The sequence below is a fragment of the Faecalibacterium sp. I3-3-89 genome (assembly GCF_023347275.1).
Classification (GTDB): Bacteria; Bacillota; Clostridia; order Oscillospirales; family Ruminococcaceae; genus Faecalibacterium; species Faecalibacterium butyricigenerans.
In genome coordinates this window covers 1,936,649-1,954,890 of sequence record NZ_CP094468.1, presented here as the reverse complement: position 1 = coordinate 1,954,890, position 18,242 = coordinate 1,936,649, and the positions used below count along the sequence as shown (strand labels likewise).

Genomic DNA, 18,242 nt, shown 5'->3' with positions numbered 1-18,242 from the left:
TGGGATTCGTTGCATTCCCCCGGGGAGTGCGCTATAATGAAAATAATCTCCGGCGGCACAGGGACAGCCTGAGCAGAAAACGCAGAGGAGTGCTGCCCACCCGGGCACAGACAAGTGAGGTGTCTTTTATGGACTTCAATAAGATCAAGGAAATGGGCCTCGAGTATGCCGAGAAAGGCAAAAATGCCGCGCTGGATCTGGCCGAAAAGGGCCGGACGCAGGCCAAGATCGTGAACGCACAGGGCAAGCTGTACAAGGCGCAGCGCCAGCTGGGCGCTCTGGTGTATAGTCTGGCCAAGGGCAACGAGGAGAACCAGCCCCTTGTGGACAAATACATCGAGATGATCGCCAACATCGAGCAGGAGCTTGCCGACCTGAAAGCCTCTCTCGAGCCGGATGTCATCATCGAGACCACCTTCGAGGAGAAGGACGAGGCCGACGCCGACGTGACGGAGGATGCCCCCGCAGCGTCTGCCGAGGAAAAGCCTGAGGCCGACGAGGCCAAGACCTGCCCTCAGTGCGGCGCACCCGTCTCGGACGATGCGCTGTTCTGCAACAAGTGCGGCGCACAGCTGTAACAGACCTGCGCAGGGCGGTGTCCCCCGGGGGGATGCCGCCTTTTGTTGTGAATGAAATGAAAATTTTGCCGCAAAAAGCCGGAAAATAGGCTTCGGCCCTTGCATTCCGGTGGATTCTGCGGTACAATTTGAATCTGTTCGCAGATGCTTTCGGCACGCAGAAAGGAGACGGCCATGCAGGACTGGACGCCGCGTGAACACTATACGGCGGAGGACCTCGTGGAGATCATCCGCATCCTGCGGGACAGGGACACCGGCTGTCCGTGGGACAAGGTGCAGACTCATGCCTCCATCCGGAAAAACTTTCTGGAGGAGACCTGCGAGGCGCTGGAGGCCATCGACGCCGACGACCCGGCCATGATGCAGGAAGAGCTGGGCGACGTCCTGATGCAGGTGGTGTTCCACACCGTCATCGAGGAGGAGCGGGGCCGCTTCGATATGGAGAAGGTCTGCCGCGAGGTGTGCGAGAAGCTCGTCTTCCGCCACCCGAACATCTTCGCTTCCTCGGCGGCGGAAAATGCTGGTATAAACGGCTGGGATGCGCTCAAGAATAAGGAAAAGGGCCGCACCACGCTGGCCGACGAGCTGGACACCGTGCCGCTGACCCTGCCCGCCCTGATGCGCGCCCAGAAGCTCCAGAAGCGGGCCGCGCGGTTCGGCTGCGGGCCGGAGGATGCCGCCGGGGCAGCCAGAGCGCTGGACAGCGCCAAAGCCGGGTGGGACGAGGCACAGACGCAGGAGAGCGCCGGTGAGCTGCTGCTTGCCGCTGCAGACGCCATGCGGCTGGCCGGTGTGGACGCTGAGGAGGCCCTGACCTTCGCGGCCAAGCGGTTCACCCAGAGGCTGGAAGCAGACGAAACGGAAACGGGTACCAGACGGATACACCGTCTGCTCGAATAGAAAATGTTGAGAATATTGTGGAGGCTTTTATTATGACCAAGACCGATCTGATCGCACAGGTTGCGGCAAACACTGAGATGAGCAAGAAGAGCGCCGAGATGGCTGTCAACGCCGCATTCGAGGCACTGGGCAAGGCGATGGCCGAGGGCGAGAAGATCTCCATCTCCGGCTTCGGCACCTTCGAGGTGCGTGAGCGCGCAGAGCGTCAGGGCATCAACCCCCGCACCCGCGAGCCGATCACCATCGCTGCTTCCAAGAGCATCGTGTTCAAGCCGGGCAAGTCTCTGAAGGACACCCTGTAAGAGAGGCCCCACCGCCGCCGGAACCTTTAGGCCCGGCGGTTTTTTTGTAGGAGGGATAACCTCTCCGTCACGCCTATGGCGTGCCACCTCTCCTATCGAGGAGAGGCCTTGGCATTCCGGAAAGCTTTCCCTCTTCGCCAGAGGCTCCCCTCGGTAGGGGAGCTGTCGAGCGACAGCGAGACTGAGAGGTTGATAAGGAGTTTAGAATGCGCTTAGACAAATATCTGAAGGTTTCGCGGCTCATCAAGCGCCGCACTGTGGCAAATGAGGTGGCCGATGCGGGCCGCATCCTCATCAATGGCAAGACAGCCAAGGCCAGTCAGGCCGTCAAGGCCGGGGACATCATCGAGGTGACGTTCGGCAACCGGCCCATCAAGGTCAAAGTCCTCTCCGATGTGGAGCCGCGCACCAAGGACGTGGCCCGGGAAATGTACGAGATCATCGAGCAGGACAGCGTCCTCGCTGCCGCCCACGACCCGGCACAGGCCGAGTAAAACGGCATAAGCAGGCTCCTCCCCGCATAGGATGACAGAAAAGGGGAGGGGTGTGCCATGAAACAGCAGGACGCAAAGCCGGAGCAGGCCCTGCCGCATGACCTCATCTTGGAGGGGCGGAACAGGCTGACCGCCACCGGCGTGCGGCGGGTCCTCCGCTGCGACGCAGAGGGCGCGGCCCTCCTGACCTCGAAGGGCACGCTGGAGCTGACCGGGGCAGAGCTGAGCATCACCAGCCTCGACCTCGACAAGGGCGAGGTAAAGCTTGCAGGCCGGGTGGACACGCTGGAATATACCGCAGAGCACACGCCGGGCGGTTTTCTGCGCCGCCTCGTCCGATGATGGGTCCAGCCCTCCCGCCCGGTGCGGTGGGGCAGGAGATGCTGGCCTGCGGGCTGCTGGGCGGTGTGCTCGGCGCGGCCCGGGCCGTCCTGCCCACCCGGGGGCGGGCGGCCTTTTTGCCCGACCTGCTCTTTGTGGGCTGCGTGCTGATGGCCCTGCAGGGCTATGCCGTCTCCCAGAGTCAGGCCGGGCAGCTGCGGGGCTATATGGCGCTGGCGGCGTTCTGCGCCGCCGGTGCGGTGCAGGCGGTGCTCCGGCCTCTGTTTGCGGAGGCAGAGGCCTTGGCGGGCCGGGTGCTGCTGGGGCCTGTAAAGCTTGCGGCCCGGTGCATCGCCCCGTGGAAAGCCGCCCGTGCCGCCGCCAAAGTACGGCGGAACGAAAAAAGACTTGCAAAAAAACCGAAAAAGAGCTTGCCAACACCGCCGCGTATGTTGTATAATTCAAACGTATCAAAGTAAGAGTACAGGCGCATTGGGCCTGCTGTTGAAAACGGGGGCACTGTGTTATGGCAAATCCGAGCCGGAGAAAGCGGAAAAGAAAGGCATCCGTCGTGGGTGCTGTGCTGAAGATGCTGTTCGCTCTGTTTTTGTTGAGTATGCTGGCGGCATACATCGCAAATCAGGTGGCGCTCAGCTCCAAGAAAGCGGAGCTGGACACCCTGCAGGAGCAGATCGAGCAGCAGAAGACCCAGAACGAGGAGATGCAGCGCATCCTCAGCGGCGATTCGGATGACGTGACCGAGTGGGTCGCCCGGGACTCTTATAATTATGCGGCGGCCAACGAGCGCATCTTCGTGGATGTGACGGGCAACTGATGCCGCGCCCCCGGCGGCTTGCGGCCGGAGGAAAACATATTAGTCAACAAGGAGTATTGAGTTTTGGCGATTGAGGTAGGGAATATTTTTGAAGGCCGTGTCACCGGCGTAAAGCCGTTTGGCGCATTCGTTGCGCTGCCGGAGGGCCGCGTGGGCATGGTCCACATTTCTGAGGTGTCCAACGAGTATGTCCAGGACATTGCAACGGTGCTGCACGACGGCGACACCGTGAAGGTGCAGGTCATCAATGTGGCACCGGATGGCAAGATCGCACTGTCCATCAAGCGGCTGCTGCCTCCGGCACCCCGCGCCCCGCGGGAGGGCCGAGGCCCCCGCCCCAACAGTAACAGTAACGGCCCGCGGGAGGGCGGCTTCCGCCGCAACGGCCCCGGCGGCCGTCCGCAGGGCGGACGCGGCCCGGCCCGGGACGCTGCGCCCCGGGTATGGCAGCCCAAGGCCCCGGCCAAGAGCGATAACCTGAGCTTCGAGGACATGATGAGCCGCTTCAAGAGCCAGAGCGAGGAGAAGATGGCAGACCTCGACCACGAGACCAACAACCGCCGGGGCGGCGGCTATGCTCCCCGGGGACGCCGCGGCAGCCGCTGAGCCGTCCGCACAAGACGAAGAAGCTTTGGGCCTGCCCCCAGCGGGGCGGGCCTGTTTTTTGGTGCGGCAGCTGCTGCACCCGACAGGAAAGGAAACCAGAATGCCTGCAAAATTTGAACTCATCGCCCCCTGCTTTTTCGGGTGCGAATCCACGGCCAACTTTGAGCTGCGCCGCATCGGTGCCGAGGACATCCGGGTCAGCGACGGTCGTCTGACCTTCAAAGGCGGTGCGGAGATGATCGCCGCCGCCAACCTCAACCTCCGCACGGTGGAGCGGGTCATGCTGCTCCTCAACACCTATACGGCCACCACCTTCGACGAGCTGTTCGATGGAGTCTACTCCATCCACTGGGAGGAGCTTCTGCCCGCCGATGCGGCTTTCCCGGTCACTGGTTCCTCGCTGAACAGCCAGCTGTCCAGCGTGCCGGCCTGCCAGAGCATCATCAAGAAGGCGGTCGTCAAGCGCCTGATGCAGGGCCACCGCACCACCAGCCTGCCCGAGACCGGTGCAGAGTATAAGATCCGTTTCATGCTCCGCAAGAATGTCTGCGAGATCATGCTGGACACCACCGGCGACGGCCTCCATAAGCGCGGTTACCGCCGCAACTCCATGGAGGCCCCCATCCGCGAGACGCTGGCTGCGACCATCGCCGACCTTGGCCGTGTCCGCCGCGACAGCCTCGTGGAGGATCCCTTCTGCGGCAGCGGCACCCTCCTCATCGAGGCTGCTCAGAAGGCCATGAACATCGCCCCCGGCCTCAAACGCCGGTTTGCCGCCGAGCGGTACAGCTTTGTGCCCGCCGCCGTCTGGGCCGAGCAGCGCCAGAAGGCTCTGGCGGAATCCAAGCTGGACGTGGGCTTCGAGGCTTTCGGCTACGACATCGACCCCGCCGCAGTGGCTCTCGCCAACGCCAACGCCAAGCTGGCCGGTGTGGAGAAGCGCTGCCACTTCGAGGTGGCTGATGTGGCCGACTTCGCAGCCCGAAGCGAGGCCATCGTCCTGACCAATCCCCCGTATGGCGAGCGGATGAGCACCATCGAGGGCGCTGCCAAGCTGGCCCGTACCCTCGGCCAGCAGATGGAGCTTCACCCCTGCGCAGGCGTCTACGCCATCACCGCTGATATGGACTTTGAGCACCACTACGGCAAGCGGGCCAACAAGCGCCGCAAGATGTACAACGGCATGATCCCCTGTCAGCTGTATATGTACTACAACGCCCCTAAGTCGGAGCAGGCCCGTCCCGCAAAGCCGATGCCCAAGAGCGGCTTTGACGGCAAGCGCACCCAGCCCGGCCACACGGGCCGTTTTGAAAAGAAATAAAGTCCCGAAAGACCGCACGACGAATGAGCAGCGTGCGGTCTTTTTCCTGCTTATCGCAGGTCAGTAAAACCGCGAAGCACGAAAACGGCATCGCTGCTGCCGTCGCAGGAGATGTTGAATTGCTGTAAATTTACAAGAGAATGGTTGAACGCAGGCGAAAAATAGATTATACTAATATTCATGGCTGTGGGAGGCGTAGGCCTCCGAAAAAGAGGCTGCGCCCAGCTCGTCGGCGCGGCGGACGAAAGGAAAGATCAGAATGAGAGGACGTATGCGGCCCTATCTGCCGGAGCTGACCATCCGGGACTACAACACCTATCAGTGGTATCTGCGGGGCGTACGCCGTCAGCTTTACACTACCTATGGGATCTATCCCTGTTATTATGGCCTGCGCTACAACGGCGTGCTGTTTGCACTGCTGGCCGATAGTCTTGCAGGCCGCCCGGCGACCTGCAAGCGGATGCGGGTGCCCGGCACACTGCTCTGGCAGAATATGATGTGTCAGACGCAGGGCATCCGGCTGGCCGCACAGGTGGAAATCCTGCTCAGCTGGCACCGCATTCAGGATGCCCAATGGGCGGATCTTCCGGTCGGCAAAAAGGTGCGCCGGGTGGTGGACACCGTGCTGCTGCGCAGAGCCTATAAAAAGGCTGCGGCAGAAAATCCGGCGCTGGAGCGTATCTTCGCGCAGGAGCGCGATCAGGCCAACGTCCAGATGGCCCTGAACGCCAAGAACTACCTGCTGGCCGCAGAGCCGAAGGGCAACCTCTACGGTGCGCTCTACTCGCTTCTGGCCACGGACGACCCCAACCAGCGCAAGAGTATGCACTATATCGGCAGCTGCATCGGCCGTGCGGCCTACCTGTTGGACAAAGCCGAGAGCTTTTCCCGGGACAAGGACAAGAAACGCTACAACATCTTCCTCGTGAACGGCATCTATGACCGGAACGCCGCCCGGGAAAACGCCCGGCGGCAGGCCCTTGCCATCGCCAACGACCTCGTCCGGGCCTATGGGATGCTGGACGTCAAGCTCAACCGCACCCTGCTGGACAACATCATGCTCCTCGGCCTCCGACACGCCATTGAGCCGCTGGACGCCGAGAACCAGCCGGTGCGCTGGGAGCTGCCGTGAAGGGCCGCAGAAGCAAGAGCTGGGCAATGGCCTACTGCGGCATGGCCGCAGCGCTCAGCGTGGCCATGATGCTTATGGGAGCGGTCTTTCCCATCGCAATGTTCATCGCCCCGGCGGTGGCCAGCTTCCTCATCGCCACGGTCTGCGTGGAGTGCGGCCGGACGATGGCCCTGACGGCCTACGGCGCGGTGAGCCTGCTGAGCCTGCTCTTCGTGCCGGACAAGGAGGTGGCGCTGACCTTCGTGTTCCTGCTGGGGTACTATCCGCTGGCAAAGCCTTATTTCGAGAAAATACGCCCCGCTCTGCTGCGGGCCGTCTGCAAGCTGCTGCTCTGCAACGGCGCTGTGCTGGCGATGTACGGGCTGGTGCTGCTGTTGGTGCCGGCAGGCAGCATCGCCGAGGAGCTGCGCACCACGGCGCTGGCCGTCTCGCTGGTGACGCTGGCGATGGGCAATGTGGCCTTTCTGCTCTACGACCGCGCACTGCACAATATGCTGATGCTCTACCATCTGGTCTGGCAGCCGAAGCTCCACAAAATGCTGGGCGTCCATTGACGAGCGGCCCATTTTATGATATAAATAAAACCGACCTTTTCTGTCGGCTTCTGACAGCTCCGGAAGGAGCTGTTTTTTGTTTTTGGAAGTCGGCAGGAAGAGACAGAAAGAGGGGATAAGACTACTTCAGTTGACGAGAAAGCGCCGGGCCACGCGGGTGACAGCCGTGAGGGTGACGAGGAGAGGGATCATCGAAAGTTTCGGCGGGTGTCCCTCCGGTTGAAAGAAGGGGCTTTCATCGTCAGAGCGTGCCGGATAGACGGGATGCTATGGCAATGAAAGTCGCTTCTAAGGCTACCAGCCGCAGAAAAAGGAGAAAAAACGGCAGCAATACCGCAACAGACTCCTTTCAAAGAAAGCCATACAAGAACATAAACTTATCGTAAGAGGCTGACAGCCGCAGTGCGCGTTCGCGCCGGGCTGTCGGCATGGAGGTGTTTTGTATGTGTGGCATCGTAGGTTATTCGGGAAAGCGCAGTGCGCAGGAAGTGCTGCTGAACGGGCTGGAAAAGCTGGAATATCGTGGGTATGACTCCGCAGGCGTTGCACTGGCGCTGGAGGGCGGCATCCACGTCGTCAAGAGCAAGGGACGGCTGGAGGTGCTCCGCCGCAAGCTGGAGGCAGAGAACCTGCCCGAGAGCTTCTGCGGCATCGGACACACCCGCTGGGCCACCCACGGCGAACCCAGCGATGTGAACAGCCATCCCCACTCCACCCCCCGCGTGAGCATCGTCCACAATGGCATCATCGAGAACTACGGCCCCCTGAAGGCCGACCTGATGGCCAAGGGCGTCACCTTTGAGAGCGAGACGGACACCGAGGTGCTGGTCAGGCTCATCGACTATTTCTGTTGCACCCAGCCCAAGGCAAGCCCGCTGACGGCTCTGCGGGAGGCGCTGGGGATGGTGCGCGGCAGCTATGCGCTGGGCGTGCTGTTCCGGGCCGAGCCGGACACCATCTACGCCGTCAAGAAGGAAAGCCCCCTCATCGTGGGCTGGGGCGAGGGAGAGAACTTCGTGGCCTCCGACATCCCGGCCCTGCTCAAGTATACCCGCCGCTACAGCGTCCTCGAGGAGGGCGACATGGCGGTGGTCAAGGCCGACGGCATCCGGTTCTATGATGCCTTTGGCAAGCCGGTGGAGCGGGAAGTGCTGACCGCCGACTGGGACGAGGAGGCCGCGGAGAAGGGCGGCTATCCCCACTTCATGCTCAAGGAAATCCACGAGCAGCCCGCCGCCATCACCGCCACCGTCAGCCCCCGTGTGGAGGATGGTATGCCCGACCTCCGCCTCCCGGAGCTGACCGACGAGCGGCTGCGGAAGATCAGGAACATCCACCTCGTAGCCTGCGGCACGGCCATGCACGCCGGTATGGTGGGCAAGACCGCCATCGAGCGGCTGGCCCGCGTCCATGCCGAAGTGGACATCGCCAGTGAGTTCCGCTACCGTGACCCCATCCTCGACCCCGAGGATCTCGTTATCATCATCAGCCAGTCGGGTGAGACCAGCGATACGCTGGCGGCTCTCCGCCTCGCCAAGAGCCGGGGCGTCCCGGTGCTGGCCATCGTCAATGTGGTGGGCAGCTCCATCGCCCGCGCGGCGGACTACGTCCTCTACACCTATGCCGGCCCGGAGATCGCTGTGGCGTCTACCAAGGCCTATATGGTGCAGCTGTGCACCCTCTACCTCTTCGCGTTCCGTCTGGCCTACGCCAAGGGCCGTCTGAGCGAGGCTGAGACCAAGCGCCTGACTGCCGAGCTGCTGCGGGCCGGGGAGGTCATCCAGCCCCGTCTGGCGGACTGTGAGCAGATCAAATACCTCGCCAGCCGCTTTGTCAACACCCAGAGCTGCTTCTTCATCGGACGCGGTTTCGACTACGCCCTCTCGCTGGAGGGCAGCCTGAAGCTCAAGGAGATCAGCTACGTCCACTCGGACGCCTACGCTGCCGGTGAGCTGAAGCACGGCACCATCAGCCTCATCACCGAGGGCGTGCCGGTCATCGCGCTGGCGACCCAGAAGCAGGTGTACGAGAAGACCATCTCCAACGCCAAAGAGACCAAGAGCCGGGGCGCACGGGTCATCCTCTTCACCACCAAGGACGCCGTCGTTCCCGACGGCGTGGCCGACTATGTGGTGCGTCTGGACGACTACGAAGAGCTGCTGATGCCCCTGCAGCTCATCGTGCCGCTGCAGCTGTTCGCCTACTATATGGCCGTCCTGCGCGGCTGTGACGTCGATAAGCCCCGCAATCTGGCAAAGAGCGTGACGGTGGAGTAAACCTCTCCGTCTGCCTGCGGCAGACAGCTCCCCGGCAGCGGCTTGCCCTCTCAGTCACGCCGCAGGCGTGACAGCTCCCCCAAGGGGGGAGCCACTGGCGTGCCGGGAAACTCTGCGCTGACCGCTGGAAGCTCAATATAACGTAAAAGATAGTGCCCTGCTACAGAGGTTCACAGCAGCTTGACAAGGAATATGTCCTGAAGCTGCTGCCCTCTATAGCAGGGCACTATTTTTTATGAAATATCAGAGACTTTCGGTGGTCAGCAGGATGTTTCTCGTCCTGCCAATGGCTCTCCCTCTGGGGGCAACGGCGACGACCGCCGCCAGCGGCGGAAACAGGGAGGAGCTGTTGGGGCAGCGGCCAGCAGGATGCAAGCGACAGCGAAGCAGACGCTGGGAGCCGCAACCCGGCCTTGGCGCGTCAGCGCCTGAGAGGGTATTACCAGAACCAATAGCGTTTCTTGATGGCGATATAGGCGATGATGATGCCTACGATGACCACAAGACCCGCGATGAAGAAGGTAAAGTCCACATGGACGAAGCGGAGATTCTGGGTGGTCAGCAGATATTCGCCCGCCGTGTCTGCCTCGAGGACATGATCCCTGTAGCTGTTGAGGAACTGCCACTTGCCCTTGACGGCGTTGTGGAGGTAGACGCGGGTGTAGGCGGCGTTGTCGCCGGTCATCTCGACCTGAACGACGCCGGGCAGAGCTGCGCCGCCGTTGAGGGTGAAGGTGACGCCGTACTCAGAGGGGGCAAAGCTCAGGGCAGTGCTCACCTGTGCGGCGGTGTTCTTCACGCCGGTGCCTGCGATGCGGATGGTGTAGCCGTCGGCCTCCACCGCGAGGGTCTTGCCACTGAGGCGGAGGGCGTTCAGCATCTCGCTGGTGACGACGGGCACTTCGCGCTGTGCGAAGGCTACCTCATCGCCTTCGGCAGCCTCGATGGCCTCCACGACGGGGTCGATGAGGGCCTCTCCGCTGCCGTCGCCGCTGTTGTCACCGCTGCCGGAGCCGCCGCTGGATGCGCTGCGGTTGACGATGACCGTCACCGAGGCGGACGCCGTGCCGTTGGACACGACCACAGAGGTCGCGCCCGTGCCCACAGCGGTGATGACGCCCTTGGCGCTCACAGAAGCCACCTTGGAGTCGTTCGACTTGAAGGTAAGGGACTGGGAGGCCGAGGAGGGAGTCACTTTTCCGGTGATGGTGCGGCTTGCGCCCGGCTTCAGGACGACGTAACTGGTGTTCAGGTCAAGGGACTGACGATCCACGCCGCTGTTGACGACCTTGATGGTGGCCGAGGCGGTCACATCGCCGCAGGTGGCGGTGATGGTGGCGGTGCCGGGGGCAACGCCGGTGACTTTGCCAAAGTTGTTGACGGTGGCCACAGCCGGATTCGAGGAGCTGAGGCTCACGCTGGCGTAATTCGATGCACTGGTGGGCAGCACGCCCAGCGACAGGGAAGTGGTGTCGCCGACGGAGATGGTGTTCGAAGCCAGCGTGATGTCCATCTCTTTGACGATCATGGAGTCGTCCAGCTCGGTGGTGATGGTGTAGACGCAGCTGACGCCGTTCGCGCTGGCGACGACCTGCGCCGTGCCGACGCCCACAGCCTGTGCCACGCCCTCAGACGTCACGGACACGATGGTGGGGTCATTGGACAGGAAAGTCACCGTGGCGGTGCGTGCGGCCTTGGCGGGCAGGATGACGGGCGAGAGCTGCTGCGCCGTGCCCACCGTCATGGTGGAGGCGTAGCTGCCGGTCTCGACGCTCTCCACCTCCGCAGCAAGCCACGGCAGAGAGATGGCAGCCGGGGCGGCCGCAAAGGGGCTGGCGGCTCCGGCCGGAAGCGCAGCGCCGCCGGCCAGCAGACCCAGCAGAGCGGCGCTTACGGCCAGCATTTTCGGGTTCAGTTTCATTCTTTCGTACCTCTTTGGGCGTTGGTGTGCGCTCAGCGGAACAGGACGCCCAGAGCCTCCATCGCGTATTCAAAATAGGTCAGCTTGTCGTACTCCACACGGGCGGTGACGCTCATGCCGTTGGACAGATCGACCTTGTCGCCGCTGTTGCTGATGACATAGGTGCTGTCCGGGGTGATGGTCATTTTGTAGTAGGAGCCAGAGGAGCTGGCGGTCACATCGCTGTCGATGGAGGTCACGGTACCGGTCAGGGTGCCGTAGGAGTACTCCGACAGGCCGGTGATGGCGATCTTGCAGGGGTCGCCCACATGGAGGAGGGGCCGGTCGCTGAGGGTGACGTAGGCCACCACCTCGAGGTCGCTGTTCTCGCTGGCGACGGTGGCCAGCGGGGTGCCGGCGCTCAGCACCATGCCCACCTTATAGGGCGTGTCCATGTGGATGACGCCGGAGGTGGGGGCGTAGATGTAATAGTCGTTGGCGCCGGTGTTCAGGGCGTCCAGCTGGCTCTGCAGATTGTCGATGTTGCTCTGCACGCTGGTCAGGCTGGCGGAGATGGACTGCAAGGTGGAGTAATACAGCGCCTCCACCTCGCTCTGGTTCTGCTCCATCAGGGCTTTGATCTGCTCGTCGGAGTAGCCTGCGGCCTGATAGGGCGAGGCGTCGAAAGCCTTCTGCGCCACCTGACTCTTGTAAGTCTCATACTGGTAGTAGTAGGGCTGATCGTCGATGTCCGTTTCGCTGAAATAGTTCTTGTCGTCCTGAATGGACTTTACCAGCTTCTCGTACTGGGACTTCTGCTTTTTGTAGATGTCCAGCTGGCTCTGGATGCTGTCCTGCTGCATATCGAGGTCGGTGCTCTTGATGTGGGCGATGAGGTCGCCCTCGTTGACGTAGGTGCCCTCAGAGACATTCAGCTCGGTGATGGAGCCGGAGTAGCTGGACATGATGTAGGTCTTGTTGGCGGCCTGCACCGTGCCGCTGGACTGGCTGACGTAGGTGCGGTAGTTTTTGGTGCTCCACACCACGAGGAAAAGCATCAGAGCGGCCGTCAGGAGGATGAGCGCATACCCAAAGGGGGGCAGCTTCTTCTCCATCATGATGCGGCGGTCCTGCAGCTCGGTGATGTCGCGGATGGTCGTCGTCATAATCACTTCGTCTCCATAAAGGTATCGACCACGCCCTCGTCGTCGTCCTGATTGACGAAGACGGTGTAGACGGTGCCGGTCAGCTCCAGCTCATGCTCGAAAGCCATGATGTTCAGCTTCTGGGAGGCAAGGCCGCTCTGGCTCATGGGGCCGACGTAGTGGGCGTACAGGCAGTTGCGCACCCGCAGCACGGCGTCCATGGTGTAGCCGGCCTCCATGCGGGGGATGAGCTGGGTAGCCTGCTGCATCATGTAGACCTCGGGCTGGGGGTTGGGGCCAGCAGGGATCTTGACGCACTGGATGATGGGGCCGAGGGGCTGCGCGCCGCTGCTCTTGATGAAGTTGTGCAGCTGGGTCAGCACGATCTGCATATTGTTGAACTCCTCGGGCTGGATGCGGCGGCTGACCACGTTGGTCAGCTTGAGGGTCTTGTTTTCTGCGGTCTGGATCTCTCTCATGATTTTATACCACCTGTTCTTGGTTTCATTGCTTGTAATAGGCAATAGCAAAAGGTAGAATCTTATTCTGCGGGGGCAATGCGCCGATGGATCGTGCAGTCGATTTGTCCGCAGACAGCTTCAAACTGCTGATTTACTTCACGGTTGGAGAAGCGCAGCACTTCAATGCCATATTGCTCGATGATGCAGCTTCGCTCGTGGTCGTAAAGCACCCCCTGCTCAGTATAGTGCTGAGAGCCGTCTAATTCAATGACCAGCTTTGCTTCTGCGCAATAAAAGTCTACGATAAAAAATTCTATCACGCGCTGTTTGTAGATTTTTATCGGATAATTGCGCAAAAAGCCAAACCAAAGTTTGCGCTCCTGCGGCGTCATTTCGTGACGAAGGCCCCTTGCACGAGAATTTAAGCGGCGGTCATAGGGCAGGTTGTGCACAGGCATAGAACATCTCCTGTTTCTCGATGACCACAAGCCAGAGGCTGCCCGGTCAGGCTGTCCTTCGTCCAACCTCTCAGTCTGCTTCGCAGCCAGCTCCCCTAGTAGGGGAGCCTCTGGCGAAGAGGTGTGGCTTCGCGGAATGCCAAGGCCTCCCCTCGCTAGGGGAGGTGGCGCGGCGTCAGCCGTGACGGAGAGGTTTCTACATTTTGCTATCACCTATTACTCATCCTACGATGAATATTAGGCATCACTTTATTATAACGGTTTGGCGGTGTGGAATAAAGAGCCAAACTGTAAATTTTATAAAAAAATAAGATATGCCCGGAGGCAGGTGCCTCCGGGCATACCATTACGAGGCATTGTCATCCGGCGGCCCGAGAGCCGCCGGACGAAATACACTTCAGATTTTAGGGGTTACCGATTACTTCAGCTTAGCATCGAAAGAGGCGACGCCGTCGTTGAAGTCGATCTTGGCAGGAGCGGTGCCCAGGGTGTAGACGACAGAAGCCAGACCCAGAGTACGCATGACCTTGTTGCCGAAGCCCATGTCGTCATCGCCGTACAGAGCCAGCTTCAGGGTGCCCTCGTCGCCGAACAGCTTGACGCCGTCGTCGCCGCCCCAGTTGCCGCTGAACATGGTGCCCAGAACCTTTTCGGTGAAGATAGACTGGAAAGAGTTGCTGACCAGAGTGATCACGTTGGTGTTGAACTGCTTGACGTTAGCAGCGTTCCAGATAGGAGCGGTGGTGTCAGCCAGAACGGAGAACAGGTCAGCGCCGCCGTAGACGACCTCAGAGTTAACAGCAGTAAAGTTTGCAGGCATCATCATAATGAATTACTCCCTTCAAATGAATGAAAAACAAATTTAGTCGGCCCAGTTCCCAGATGCGCATCCGGAAAGAAAGCCATTTATGTAACCGCGTGCGCACGCGGCTGCAACGAATTAGTAGGTGATGGACTCGCCATCGTCCTCGTCCTCCACCACTTTCGCGGCGGCGGCAGGTGCGGGCTGTTCCGCTTTTTTCTTGTTGCGGAAAATGCCCTGCTGCAGGCTCCAAAGCTCGTAGTACTTGCCCTGTTTTGCCAGCAGCTCTTCGTGAGTGCCCCGCTCCACGATCTCGCCGTGATCCATGACCAGAATGAGGTCACAATCCCGGATGGTCGAGAGGCGGTGGGCGACGATCAGCATCGAGCGGTCTGCAAGCTGGTTGTAGATCATATCAAAGATGGTATTCTCTGTGCCAAAGTCCAGACTACTGGTGGATTCGTCCAAGATATAGAGGTTCGCATCCTTCAGGAAGGCCCGGGCCAATGCTAAGCGCTGCTTCTCGCCGCCCGAGAGGCCGTTGCCGGCTTCCTCGAGGTAGGTGTTGTACTGCAGCGGCAGCTTCCGGATGAACTCGTGGGCATCTGCCTTTTTGGCAGCAGCCTTGACCTCATCGAGGCTGGCCTCCGGTCGGGAAATGCGGATGTTGTCGTAGATGGTCTTGCTGAACAGCTCGACGTTCTGGGGGACATAGGCGATGGCGCGGCGGACAGAGGCATTGCTGTACTCGTCCAGCGGGACACCGCCCACGCTGATGGAACCCTCCTCCGGCTCATAATACTTGAGCAGAAGCTTGGTGATGGTGGATTTGCCGCTGCCGCTGCTGCCCACGAGGGCCACCTTCTTGCCATAGGGGATGGTGAAGGAGACGTGGCTCAGGGCCGGAGAACGGCTGCCGTAGCGGAAGGAGACATCCTTGAACTCAATATCACCGTCGATCTTTTCCATCTCGGTGTATTCCCGGGTCTCGTCCTGCTCGGACTCGTAATCCATGATCTCGGTCAGACGCTTGATGGAGATCTGTGCCTGCTGGATGGACATCTGCAGGCTGACCAGCTCGCTGACCGGAGAAGTAAAGTAAGAGGAAAGGGTGCTGAACGCCATATAGCTGCCCAGCGTCATCTCACCATTCAGCACCTGCATGATACCGACGTAGGACGTTACCATGCCGAGGATGGTGGTGATGAGGGTGGAGATAAGGGACTGCACCGTGCTGATCTTGCTGGAGCGCAGGCTTATCTTCAGGCTCTTGATGTACTCCCGTTCCAGAGCTTCCAGCTCCCGGTCTTCCTCTGCATTGCACTTGACCGTCTCGATGCCGCGCAGACTTTCGATCATCTGGCTGTTCAGGATGGCCGACTGCTGCATCGTCTCTTCGTTGATCCGCTTGAAGGGCTGCTTGAAGATGAAGACGAGCAGGATGCTCAGCAGGGTGGTGAAGATGGAGATGGAGAAAAGGGTGGCATTCATCCGGAAGAGGATGACGCCGGTAACGCAGGCCATCACAATATCCATCGCAACGCTCAGTGCGATGCTGGTGAACACCGATTTGATGGTGCTGGCGTCGGAGTAGCGGGTCGTAATTTCGCCGGTCTTGCGGGTGGCGAAGAACTTCATGGGCAGCTTGAAGACGTGCCCGAAGTAGCCCAGCATCAGCGGGATGTCGATCTTGATGGACAGATAGATGAGCACCCACTGCCGCACCATGCTGATGAGGGCGCTGGTGACGCTGACTAAGCTGAACACCAGAATCATCGAGATCAGCAGACTCTTCAGACCGTAGGGGAGGATCTCATCCATCAATATCTTGTTGAACATCGAGGATGCGATTCCCAGAACTGTCATGATGACCGAGCTGAGGATGGCGTAGAAGAATAGCTTTTTCTGGGGGAGCAGCAGGTCGAGGAAACGCTTGACCATACTGCCATGCTCCTGCTTGCCTGCCTTGAACTCCGAGGTGGGGGTCAGCAGGAGCAGGACGCCGGTAAAGTTCTTATAGAACTCATCGAGGGAGATCTTCTTCAGCTCTTTTGCCGGGTCGCCGATGATGACGTAATCCCGACACTTGAACTTCTTCCCCTCGTCGGCGCATTTTTTCCGTGCCTCCTCTTCCTTGAGGACGTGCCGCCGGCGCTCGCCGTCGTCCTTGATGGTCGTCTTTTTAAAGACGGTCACGAAATGGGCGAGGCCCTCGTCGGTGATGACCTGCGCGATGCAGGGGACGGAAAACTCACTGAGGAAATTTTCGCGGTCTACGCGGACGGCGGCGGTGCTGAACCCCAGCTCCTCCGCGGCCTTCTGCAGACCGGTCAGGTTTGTGCCTTTCAGGTCCGTACCCATCATGTCCCGCAGGCGGGTGATGGTGATCTCCTTTTTGTAATGGAGGCACACCATTGCGAGACAGGCGGCAGCGCAGTCCGTAGTGTCGTGCTGCCGGACGTAGGTATAACGCATAGATGCTTCCTTTTTGGTTTCTATCTCAAAACGCCCCTGCGCCAGCTGGCGGACGGACGGTTTGGCGAAGAAGAAAGGGCTTCTGACTGCTGCGCCTTACACACTTCCCGATAAAAGCAGCATACAGCTCTCTGCCTCGCCCCGCCCTGCGGCCAAGCGGAGCAGAGAGCAGCTGCTATCAAAAGAAGGGAGCGCCTACCCTTTGATCATTTTGGTCGGCCCGGAGAAGGTATTTTGACGTATCATCTCCTGAACCTTAGGCATAGTATAACACATTCTGTCGGCTTGTTCAAGAGGACAATTTTTAATAAACCCTTAAATTTTGAAAAAAATGTGAAAAAAGTCTCAGTTTGGTAACAAAAGAAATGCACAAAAAGCGCGGCGGACCGCGAAAGTCCGCCGCGCTTTTTTACAGATCGTGCAGAATGATAAAACAATTACAGCTCGATCAGATCTTTTTGATAGTGACGGGGAAATTGGCGGGATTCTTCTCGAAGCCGACCTTAGCAGATGCGGTGCCCAGAGTGTAGACGAAAGAAGCCAGACCCAGAGTACGCATGGTCTTGTTCAGGAAGGACATATCGCCAGCGTCAGCGCCGTACAGCCAAGTCTTCAGGGTGCCGTCAGAGCCGAACAGCTTGAGGCCGTCGTCGCCGCCCCAGTTACCACCGAACATGGTGCCCAGAGTTGCGTTGATAATACCCTCCTGGAAGCTGTTGCTGACCAGAGTGATGACATTGGTGGAGAACTGCTTCACGTTAGCAGCAGTCCAAGCGTTGGGCAGGTAATCGGCCACGGCACCGCCGTAGACGACCTCTGCGTTGACAGCAGAGAAGTTTGCAGGCATCATCATAATGAATTACTCCCTTCAAATGAAAAAAAACGAATATGATCGGTCTCCTCCCGGTTGCGCAACCGGGAAAACCTATGTAACCGAGTGCGCACTCGGCAACATCACGAGTTAAGTGGGCTGTAGTGCCTTTTTGGAGACACCTCTACTACATTTTACCATACTTCCCCATCTGCCACAAGGCCAAACGGCCAAGAAAACAGCCAAAACAGGGAAAAAGTAGAAAAAATGCGTGGAAAATACGCTGCCGCCTGCCCCTCACAGCCGCTCGGCTGGGGCAAAAACGCCAGAATCTCCAAAAAAGCCATTACAGCTTGGATGTAGTGTAACACAAATACGCCATTTCTTCAAGAGGACTTTTTTTAATTTACCCTTAATTTTTGAAAATAATGTGAAAAAGGCTACAGTTTGGTTACACGAGAGGGACGAAATCTACCGGTTTCGCAAAGCCTCTCCCTCTGGGAGAGGTGTCACCGCAGGTGACGGAGAGGGCAAGCCCGTGGCGATAGAGCCGCATACATAGCGATAGGCAGGCTCTTTGTCAGAGGGATGTTATCGCCGCGCAGCAGTTTCGCTGTGAGCGTCCTTGCCCTCTCAGGCGCTTCGCGCCAGCTCTCCCAAAGGGAGAGCCTTTGAAAACAAAAAGCGGCGGGGAAAGCTCCCCGCCGCAAAAGCGCCTCTTGCCTGACTCGAACAGGCGACACCCTGATTAACAGTCAGGTGCTCTAACCGACTGAGCTAAAGAGGCAGATATTCATTTCTCTGCGGCCTTGCCGCGAGAAGTATTATACCGCATCTCGGGAAAGTTTGCAAGGGGTTTTTGTGATTTTTT

19 protein-coding genes and 1 tRNA gene are annotated in these 18,242 nt (G+C 59.7%); 12 read left to right on the top strand and 8 right to left on the bottom strand.

Going from position 1 to position 18,242, the window contains the following annotated elements; all coding sequences use genetic code 11:
* The first annotated feature begins 128 nt into the window (after positions 1–128).
* The 12 genes from MTP38_RS09385 (at position 129) to glmS (ending at position 9,319) form a co-directional block, all read left to right on the top strand.
* Positions 129–578, top strand: a complete 450-nt coding sequence (locus tag MTP38_RS09385) for a zinc ribbon domain-containing protein (RefSeq protein WP_249233403.1) — start codon at positions 129–131, stop codon at positions 576–578.
* A gap of 174 nt (positions 579–752) precedes the next feature.
* Positions 753–1,478 carry a MazG family protein gene (locus MTP38_RS09380; RefSeq protein ID WP_249233402.1) on the top strand — a complete coding sequence of 242 codons (726 nt, stop codon included), beginning with the start codon at positions 753–755 and terminating at the stop codon, positions 1,476–1,478.
* 32 nt (positions 1,479–1,510) lie between these two features.
* Positions 1,511–1,780 carry an HU family DNA-binding protein gene (locus tag MTP38_RS09375; RefSeq protein ID WP_227620239.1) on the top strand — a complete coding sequence of 90 codons (270 nt, stop codon included), beginning with the start codon at positions 1,511–1,513 and terminating at the stop codon, positions 1,778–1,780.
* A gap of 206 nt (positions 1,781–1,986) precedes the next feature.
* On the top strand, positions 1,987–2,274 hold the full coding sequence (locus MTP38_RS09370; protein WP_249233401.1) for an RNA-binding S4 domain-containing protein: 288 nt from the start codon (positions 1,987–1,989) through the stop codon (positions 2,272–2,274).
* A gap of 57 nt (positions 2,275–2,331) precedes the next feature.
* Positions 2,332–2,616 (top strand): YabP/YqfC family sporulation protein, encoded by a 285-nt coding sequence (locus MTP38_RS09365; protein WP_227620241.1) that lies wholly within the window; start codon positions 2,332–2,334, stop codon positions 2,614–2,616.
* Positions 2,613–3,074, top strand: a complete 462-nt coding sequence (locus MTP38_RS09360; protein ID WP_227620242.1) for a hypothetical protein — start codon at positions 2,613–2,615, stop codon at positions 3,072–3,074. Before MTP38_RS09365 ends, MTP38_RS09360 begins: the two co-directional genes overlap by 4 nt.
* Positions 3,075–3,121: 47 nt before the next feature.
* A complete protein-coding gene (locus MTP38_RS09355) occupies positions 3,122–3,430 on the top strand; it encodes a septum formation initiator family protein (protein ID WP_249233400.1) in 309 nt (102 codons plus the stop codon).
* Positions 3,431–3,493: 63 nt separating this feature from the next.
* The gene (locus tag MTP38_RS09350; RefSeq protein WP_249233399.1) at positions 3,494–4,036 is read left to right on the top strand and encodes a S1 RNA-binding domain-containing protein; all 543 of its coding nucleotides are present in this window, start codon (positions 3,494–3,496) and stop codon (positions 4,034–4,036) included.
* Between the two features lie 100 nt (positions 4,037–4,136).
* Complete coding sequence (locus MTP38_RS09345) at positions 4,137–5,357, top strand: THUMP domain-containing class I SAM-dependent RNA methyltransferase (protein WP_249233398.1); 1,221 nt, start codon at positions 4,137–4,139, stop codon at positions 5,355–5,357.
* 259 nt (positions 5,358–5,616) lie between these two features.
* Positions 5,617–6,489: a DUF5685 family protein gene (locus MTP38_RS09340; RefSeq protein WP_249233397.1), complete on the top strand. Its 873-nt coding sequence runs from the start codon at positions 5,617–5,619 to the stop codon at positions 6,487–6,489.
* A complete protein-coding gene (locus MTP38_RS09335) occupies positions 6,486–7,043 on the top strand; it encodes a hypothetical protein (RefSeq protein WP_227620247.1) in 558 nt (185 codons plus the stop codon). The genes MTP38_RS09340 and MTP38_RS09335 overlap by 4 nt, the downstream gene beginning before the upstream one ends.
* A 443-nt stretch (positions 7,044–7,486) precedes the next feature.
* Complete coding sequence (gene glmS, locus MTP38_RS09330) at positions 7,487–9,319, top strand: glutamine--fructose-6-phosphate transaminase (isomerizing) (protein ID WP_249233396.1); 1,833 nt, start codon at positions 7,487–7,489, stop codon at positions 9,317–9,319.
* 439 nt (positions 9,320–9,758) lie between these two features.
* Here glmS and MTP38_RS09325 read toward each other — a convergent pair whose 3' ends face one another.
* The 8 genes from MTP38_RS09325 to MTP38_RS09290 all read right to left on the bottom strand — a co-directional run bounded on the left by MTP38_RS09325 (position 9,759) and on the right by MTP38_RS09290 (position 18,158).
* Complete coding sequence (locus tag MTP38_RS09325) at positions 9,759–11,240, bottom strand: Ig-like domain-containing protein (protein ID WP_249233395.1); 1,482 nt, start codon at positions 11,238–11,240, stop codon at positions 9,759–9,761.
* A 32-nt stretch (positions 11,241–11,272) separates the two neighbouring features.
* Positions 11,273–12,385, bottom strand: coding sequence for an HlyD family secretion protein (locus tag MTP38_RS09320; protein WP_249233394.1), 1,113 nt, complete (start codon positions 12,383–12,385; stop codon positions 11,273–11,275).
* Between the two features lie 2 nt (positions 12,386–12,387).
* A complete protein-coding gene (locus tag MTP38_RS09315) occupies positions 12,388–12,843 on the bottom strand; it encodes a hypothetical protein (protein WP_227620251.1) in 456 nt (151 codons plus the stop codon).
* 62 nt (positions 12,844–12,905) lie between these two features.
* Complete coding sequence (locus tag MTP38_RS09310; protein WP_227620252.1) at positions 12,906–13,283, bottom strand: endonuclease domain-containing protein; 378 nt, start codon at positions 13,281–13,283, stop codon at positions 12,906–12,908.
* A gap of 418 nt (positions 13,284–13,701) precedes the next feature.
* The gene (locus MTP38_RS09305; RefSeq protein WP_249233393.1) at positions 13,702–14,109 is read right to left on the bottom strand and encodes a hypothetical protein; all 408 of its coding nucleotides are present in this window, start codon (positions 14,107–14,109) and stop codon (positions 13,702–13,704) included.
* A gap of 114 nt (positions 14,110–14,223) precedes the next feature.
* A complete protein-coding gene (locus MTP38_RS09300; RefSeq protein WP_249233392.1) occupies positions 14,224–16,560 on the bottom strand; it encodes a peptidase domain-containing ABC transporter in 2,337 nt (778 codons plus the stop codon).
* 448 nt (positions 16,561–17,008) lie between these two features.
* Positions 17,009–17,413, bottom strand: coding sequence for a hypothetical protein (locus MTP38_RS09295; RefSeq protein ID WP_249233391.1), 405 nt, complete (start codon positions 17,411–17,413; stop codon positions 17,009–17,011).
* Between the two features lie 671 nt (positions 17,414–18,084).
* Positions 18,085–18,158: transfer RNA gene (locus MTP38_RS09290), tRNA-Asn, on the bottom strand.
* Positions 18,159–18,242: the final 84 nt, after the last annotated feature.